Here is a 6,325-nt window from a genome sequence, read left to right as displayed (position 1 = left end):
TATTTACACACTACAGTGCTCAGTTAAAAAGCTATAGTAAAATTTCCGATTTTATAAAACTGTTCAGATTACGTTGTTTCTTCTCAACGTTCATAGATGAGATCAACAAGGAGATAAAAAACTATCGAAAGCTGTTTGATACTCTTTGTAGCAGGAAAGAGATCAACGCATTGAACGAAGCATGGCGTCACGTAAAATTGCGTTAATCCGTGTTTGATATCCTTTCCCTTGACTTTTAAGCCACGCTAGAACGTCTGAATCCACACGTACTGTTGTGACAGTTTTGGTTGGTTTATAGAATGGATTGCGAACGGCGTTTTTCCAGAATGCATCATTGAGTGACGGAATATCACTATGATCAATTGCACTGTCCGGCATTGCAGCCAGCTTATCAACTTCAACTCTCTGTTTATCTGTCAAAGGTGATAAGTTACCTACATCAATTTCATAAAGAACTTTCTTCTTCATAACGTTTCCTTTCTTTCGAGTTAGCTCGCCGCGCTGAAATAATACGGATTACTTCTATACCATCTTTATCATCATGGACAGTATGCGCCACGAGCAGCAGTAAAAAACCATCCACAAGACCCAAAGTTTGCCAACGATATTCTCCGTTTTCAATACGGTCTTGTTTAACCATGGCGAACGGGTCTGCAAAAACACGAGCAGCAATTTCAAAACTGACACGGTGCTTTCTAAGATTACTTTTTGCTTTAGTTTCATCCCATTCAAATCTTATTTTCATATCTTATGTTAATACATTTATGTATGTATTTCAAGAGTTTTAAATGAACACTGAACTATTTATGTTTTTTTGCATATTAAATATAATTTTATATGTTAAAAAACAATAATATCATTTTGAAATAATTGAAAAAATAAGCAAATCATACTAAGATTTTCTATGTATTAAAGTACAAGTTTAAGGTAAGAAAAAACATGCTAAATAAAGTGACATTAATCGGGCGTTTAGGTGCTGATCCCGAAAGCAAAACAATGAATTCTGGAGCAGAAATAGTCAATTTTAGTATAGCGACTTCTGAGAGCTATACAGATAAAAAAACCAATCAAAAAGTAGAGAAAACAGAATGGCATTCCGTGGTGATTTTTAATCCACATTTAGCAAAAATTACACTTCAGTATCTCAACAAAGGTTCAAAGATTTACGTAGAAGGCAAATTACAAACACGCAAATGGCAAGATAAAAATGGGCATGACCGTTATACAACAGAGATTATCTTACCACAATTCAAAGGGGAATTGTATTTGCTTGATGCAAAGAAAGAGCAATCAGCATCCCCTACCCCTTCACCCATTACTTCTCAAAATTATGCTATCGCTTCAGGTGCTACTGATCATGGCACATCTCTTAATGATGCTATCCCATTCTGATTGATAACATATGACAAAGAGAAAAAAACGTACAAAACGCGGACGTCCTCGGATTAAAGGATGTATCAGAGAACCAAACGGACGCATCTCACGAGCAAAAACACCGCATAAACCCATGGATAAATTGGCAATTGAAATGCGTGCCAAACGCTTTGGCTTGACCATAGAAGAGGCTAAAAATCCGCTTTCCGGAACCTATATCGGGCGGTTTTATTTGCAAGGTGAAATCAATCAAGACCAATATGATGCTGCACAAAAATATCTTGAAGTGAAAAACAATTATCTATGTGCAAAAGGATTGCCTAATGCAATTTATGATAACTTTACTCCTTCATCAAATGAGGAGGCACAAAAACGGTGGATTGAAAGAGCAACTCATTGTTATGAAGAGACGAAAGAGGTTATCAAAGAAACACAACACCTCTATAGACAGTATAATCTTTACGCTGCATTACAATATCTTGTTATAGAAGATCAATCGTTAACACATCTTGTTAGCTCTTTGCGTATTGTTCTTAATGCGCTTCATAAGCATTTTAGCCATTAAAAAAGAATTGACATCAGATGAAAAATCATTAAAATGTGTATATATTTACACATTATGAGTTTAGGTAATGGAACAAGATAGCCGAAAAATCATTGCAAAATTAAAGCGTGATGGCTTTGAACTTATCAAAGTGAAAGGTTCTCATCATAAATTTAAAAAAGATGATAAGGTTGTTATCGTTCCACATCCTAAAAAAAATCTTCCGATTGGTACAGCACGTTCTATCGCACAACAAGCAGGCTGGTTAAAAGAAGGAGAAGAAGAATGAAAAGATTTTTTGCTCTTGTTCATAAAGATGAAGAATCTGCTTTTGGTGTTCAGTTTCCTGATTTTGAGGGACTTTTTTCTGCTGCTGATGAGGAAGAAAATTTAATCGCAAATGCAACAGAAGCACTCCAACTTTATTGTGAAGATATAGATAGAGTGCCTATTCCTTCAAAATTTGAAGAAGTCATACAACGGAAATCTGTCAAAACAGCTTTGTCAGAAGGAGCTTTTTTAATACAAGTTCCTTTTATTGAAAATGATTCAGAAGTCATACGCACAAATATATCAATTGAACGAGGGCTTTTACGTGCAATTGATAATTGTGCACAAGAGAGAGGTTTAACAAGATCTGCTTTTTTGGCAACAGCAGCGCGTCACGAGCTTAATATTTAGCTCTTCAATCTGGAAAAATTTATCACTCTAGATTTTTTTGCAAAAGCGTGTAATTGCATATGATCCGCGAGCTATTAATGAAAATCAAAAGGCGGCAGGCAAACAAAACGCTATAGTTAAGAGGGATATAACTATCATTGATACTATATACATGGCATCTAATATTTCTGGACCTGTCATTGCCTTTCCCTCCTATAATAATTTCACAATAATTTATAAAATCTAAAATATAGATTTTTTTGTTGGCATGGTGTAAAAAATCGTATTTAATGACGGCACTGCATTGGTTGTATTGCGTCCAAAATTCAAAAATATTCCCAAAAATTCAATGAAATATCAAGCCTTTAATATGGCTAGAAAGCTCTGTTTTCTGGGTAATTCTGACTAATCTATTTTTCAAATAACAAAAATCAATAATTGACTAATGATGTCATTAATTATGACTCAAAAGGAGCAATGATGAAAACTGTCATCACTAAGCCAATGTGTGTTGTTGGAGACAATAAAAGCACTGTTCGATTTGAACCATCAACACCCAATAATCCATTTGTTGAAGTTTCTAATCAAGTCTACGCACGTCTCAAGCGCGCTAATGCTGTAAAACCTTTTATTGGAGTCAAGACAACAGCAAAAACAGACAAGGCAGTTGAACAAATTAAGCAGATAAAACAAGAAGCCGTACAAACATCGTCTGAACCAGTGACAGAGGAAATTCCACTCGAACAGCCAAAAGCATCTAAAGCTTCCAAGTCACCTACCCCAAAAAAGGCTTAGAAGTTGAAGTTAATCATCCACCCAAAATGCTATCTTCAACAGGTGAAGGATACCTTCACAAACCTTCAAGCACCACGCCTTAATTGGGCTCTGCGTAATGCTCTAAACACTGCAGCAAAACAAGTTGAACGCTTTACTGAAAAGCAAGTTGCAGACATCTCATCAGCCCAAATAAAGCGTATAAGAAGAGGTGTTTATATTAAAGAAAAGGCAACAGCAAGGTTTCTTGAGACAGATATCATTGGTTCTGGAACACCGATACCTCTTAAATTTTTTAAAGCAAACGAAACAAAACGCGGCGTAACTTACACACTGTTTGGAAAGAAAGAAATCTTACCCCATGGTTTTATCAAGGGAGGCAGTTTTCCAAAGCGTGTTGAATTGAAAATGGGAGGGAATGTGTTTCAAAGAGATGACGGAGATCAATTCCCCATTGCAAAACAAGAAGGACCTTCAATTGCTAAAGTGATGTCTAAGCCAGAAATTGCAAGTGCTATTGTAAAAGAAGCCAATGAAAGATTAACCAAAAACATACAGAGACAACTTTCTCGTCAAGAATACGCTGCTAATAAAAAAGGCTAGATCATGTTCTCAAGCTTTATCTATATATTCCATATCCTTATGAGTTTAGGCATTACATATTCTTATTGCAATTTTAAAAACAGATTATCACTTATGCTTTGTTTTTTTCATAAAAAAATCAATAAAATCAATTCAAAAGGTACTTCCCAGCGGGTTGGCTTCGTTGCGGGGCAGGACAGCGCGAACTATCGCTAGCGACAGAATTTTCAAATCAACTGTACATTGTACACTTAACTCATTGATAAATAACAAATTTAATGTGTCCTCATATACACACTGTACAATAGTGGATTATTTTTTAGAAAAAGTTTTTTATCACTTGACAAGACAGTATCATTATATCTATTGTCGAATCAGGTGCCTAAGAAACACCTTAAAACAACTAGCGGATTGGTTGCCGAAATAACTCGTTTTCCGCAATTTAAAAGCTTTGACTCATTGTATGCTATATGCATATAATAATATTGTCGGGTGTGGTTATGCCATATAATACCCTTTCGGGGAAAGCATAACGACGGGCTAGTTGCCGTGTTTCTTAGCGCCCGGCACTCTTTTAGAGTGTCATTAAGAAACCTCTAACAACTAGGAGTTCATTATGAACACACTTATAGAAATATCAGAACAGGTTATTGATCAGGAAACTGTTCAAACTGTTAATGCGCGTGAATTGCACGCATTTTTGGAAATTACATCAAAGTTTGCAGACTGGATTAAAAATCGCATTAAAGAATGTAATTTTCGAGAAAATATAGACTTTATAGGTTTTTCTAAAAATTTAGAAAAAGGTGGGCGCCCAAGCATAGAATACTACCTCACCTTAGACATGGCTAAACACCTTTCCATGATAGAGCGTAACGATAAAGGACATGAAGCTCGTCAATATTTTATCAAATGTGAACGACTTTTGAAACAAGTAGCAACACCGCAAATAAATCTTGCCAATGCATTGGAAAATCCTCTTACGATCAAACAGCTCCTTTTAGAGAGTATTAATCAATTAGAAGACTTAAGAAATGAGGTGAATACACTCAAGCCTAAAGCAGAGGCTTTGGAAGGCTTAAAACGCTCTGATGGTTTATTCGGTCTTATTGAAGCAGCAAAGATGTTGGAAGTACGACCAAAGGATTTAACTGATTACTTGCGTAAACATGGTTGGGTGTATCGGCGTACTCCAGGGGCGCCTCTGTTACCTTATCAAGATAAAATCAAAAAAGGTTTCATGGACTGTCCTGCTATCACCATTCAAAGACCAGATGGTACAGAAAAAGTGCTCCCTTCAACAAAAATTACATCCAGAGGATTGGCATGTTTGAGAGAGCAAATCTTTGGGGGTGTGCAATGAATAGCAGTGTCGACTTCTTATGCGATTTGTGGATAGCGTTGGCTCAATTTTCCAATCATCAAAGTGTTGGAGATGAGGATTGTAACACGCTGGTGCAGGTCATGGGCGTGGTGGAAAAAGCTTTGATTTTAGAACTTCAAGATGAAGTGCCCAATTTTACAAAGATTCTGGCAGTTCTTACAGATTTCGGAGCTTCAGAGTTTCCCATGGCTATGAATCCTTTTTTGAAAGCTTACGAACCAGATTTAGAAAGCCCCATTAAAAAGGTTGCTTAACTTAAAAACAGAACTCCCCTCCCCGTTCTCAAAAATGGGGAGGTGGTTGGTTTAGCTGCCACTTGCTTTTTTTAAGACTTCACCCATACGTGTTCGCCAATCTTTTCCTTGTTTTTTAAAAGAGGCAATAACATTTGGGTCGAGACGGAGAGTAACCGCTTGTTTAGGAGATTCAACGGGTGGACGCCCACGTTTACGGCGCTCTTCTGTTACATACTTAAAAAAAGAGGCTGGTAAAACGTCTTTAGCTGGCTTTAAGCGTGCAAGTTCTTCATCTGTTAGTGGTGGGGAATCCACAGCGTCCCAGTCTTCTTTTGTATAGCCACATCCTGTTTCAAAGGTTTTTTTGATAGTCATTGAAAACCTCTCTTTCTTTTTTATTCGCTTGACGAAAACTGATAATGGATATCGCTTCATTGCCAAGCTTTGCAAAAACAATAACTGTTGTGCCATCCGCAAAATGTCCAATAGCCTTCATGCGGTTTGAATGGGTTGCATCAATAAGAGCATGTTCCCAGTCAAAGTAAATAACATCAGCAAAATCAAGCTTATGTTTAACAATGTTTAAAGCTCTTTTTGGTTCATCCCACACTATCTTCATATATTTTATGTACACGAAAAATAAAGCCTTGTCAATAATTAAAGTGTACAATAATTCGTATATACCATTCAAAATGGAGCAACTATGAATAAGAAGAATCGTAAGGGTCTATCGGTTCGTGCGTTTGCGAAGAAGATGGGTGTTTCACATAA

12 protein-coding genes are annotated in these 6,325 nt (G+C 36.6%); 8 read left to right on the top strand and 4 right to left on the bottom strand.

Annotated elements, in window-relative coordinates; all coding sequences use genetic code 11:
• Positions 1 to 162 precede the first annotated feature (162 nt).
• Together ACFIL3_RS08745 and ACFIL3_RS08740 are read right to left on the bottom strand one after the other, a co-directional pair.
• Positions 163 to 468, bottom strand: coding sequence for a BrnA antitoxin family protein (locus tag ACFIL3_RS08745; protein ID WP_273756873.1), 306 nt, complete (start codon positions 466 to 468; stop codon positions 163 to 165).
• Positions 446 to 745: a BrnT family toxin gene (locus ACFIL3_RS08740; RefSeq protein ID WP_006925654.1), complete on the bottom strand. Its 300-nt coding sequence runs from the start codon at positions 743 to 745 to the stop codon at positions 446 to 448. Before ACFIL3_RS08740 ends, ACFIL3_RS08745 begins: the two co-directional genes overlap by 23 nt.
• A gap of 194 nt (positions 746 to 939) precedes the next feature.
• Here ACFIL3_RS08740 and ssb point away from each other — a divergent pair, with 194 nt between their 5' ends.
• From ssb to ACFIL3_RS08700, 8 genes are all read left to right on the top strand, one after another.
• A complete protein-coding gene (gene ssb / locus ACFIL3_RS08735; RefSeq protein ID WP_375613837.1) occupies positions 940 to 1,392 on the top strand; it encodes a single-stranded DNA-binding protein in 453 nt (150 codons plus the stop codon).
• Between the two features lie 10 nt (positions 1,393 to 1,402).
• The gene (locus ACFIL3_RS08730) at positions 1,403 to 1,939 is read left to right on the top strand and encodes a hypothetical protein (protein WP_375668737.1); all 537 of its coding nucleotides are present in this window, start codon (positions 1,403 to 1,405) and stop codon (positions 1,937 to 1,939) included.
• A gap of 67 nt (positions 1,940 to 2,006) precedes the next feature.
• The gene (locus ACFIL3_RS08725; protein WP_375612550.1) at positions 2,007 to 2,207 is read left to right on the top strand and encodes a type II toxin-antitoxin system HicA family toxin; all 201 of its coding nucleotides are present in this window, start codon (positions 2,007 to 2,009) and stop codon (positions 2,205 to 2,207) included.
• A complete protein-coding gene (locus ACFIL3_RS08720) occupies positions 2,204 to 2,599 on the top strand; it encodes a type II toxin-antitoxin system HicB family antitoxin (protein WP_375675075.1) in 396 nt (131 codons plus the stop codon). The genes ACFIL3_RS08725 and ACFIL3_RS08720 overlap by 4 nt, the downstream gene beginning before the upstream one ends.
• Before the next feature lie 459 nt (positions 2,600 to 3,058).
• Positions 3,059 to 3,373, top strand: coding sequence for a hypothetical protein (locus ACFIL3_RS08715; protein WP_375675079.1), 315 nt, complete (start codon positions 3,059 to 3,061; stop codon positions 3,371 to 3,373).
• Between the two features lie 3 nt (positions 3,374 to 3,376).
• Positions 3,377 to 3,955 carry a hypothetical protein gene (locus ACFIL3_RS08710; RefSeq protein ID WP_375682089.1) on the top strand — a complete coding sequence of 193 codons (579 nt, stop codon included), beginning with the start codon at positions 3,377 to 3,379 and terminating at the stop codon, positions 3,953 to 3,955.
• Positions 3,956 to 4,550: 595 nt separating this feature from the next.
• Positions 4,551 to 5,297, top strand: a complete 747-nt coding sequence (locus ACFIL3_RS08705) for an antA/AntB antirepressor family protein (protein ID WP_375629428.1) — start codon at positions 4,551 to 4,553, stop codon at positions 5,295 to 5,297.
• Entirely contained in the window at positions 5,294 to 5,572 is a 279-nt protein-coding gene (locus tag ACFIL3_RS08700; protein WP_375613974.1) for a hypothetical protein, read from the top strand. The genes ACFIL3_RS08705 and ACFIL3_RS08700 overlap by 4 nt, the downstream gene beginning before the upstream one ends.
• Positions 5,573 to 5,623: 51 nt before the next feature.
• Here ACFIL3_RS08700 and ACFIL3_RS08695 read toward each other — a convergent pair whose 3' ends face one another.
• Both ACFIL3_RS08695 and ACFIL3_RS08690 read right to left on the bottom strand, forming a co-directional pair.
• Positions 5,624 to 5,929, bottom strand: a complete 306-nt coding sequence (locus ACFIL3_RS08695; protein ID WP_006589112.1) for a BrnA antitoxin family protein — start codon at positions 5,927 to 5,929, stop codon at positions 5,624 to 5,626.
• Positions 5,907 to 6,173: a BrnT family toxin gene (locus ACFIL3_RS08690; RefSeq protein ID WP_375613975.1), complete on the bottom strand. Its 267-nt coding sequence runs from the start codon at positions 6,171 to 6,173 to the stop codon at positions 5,907 to 5,909. The genes ACFIL3_RS08695 and ACFIL3_RS08690 overlap by 23 nt, the downstream gene beginning before the upstream one ends.
• Between the last annotated feature and the right edge of the window lie 152 nt (positions 6,174 to 6,325).

Origin of the sequence: Bartonella sp. CE47NXGY (assembly GCF_042195415.1) — a bacterium.
Classification (GTDB): domain Bacteria; phylum Pseudomonadota; class Alphaproteobacteria; order Rhizobiales; family Rhizobiaceae; genus Bartonella.
Note: the sequence above shows the minus strand (reverse complement) of the source record. Positions and strands in the feature narration are given on the sequence as shown.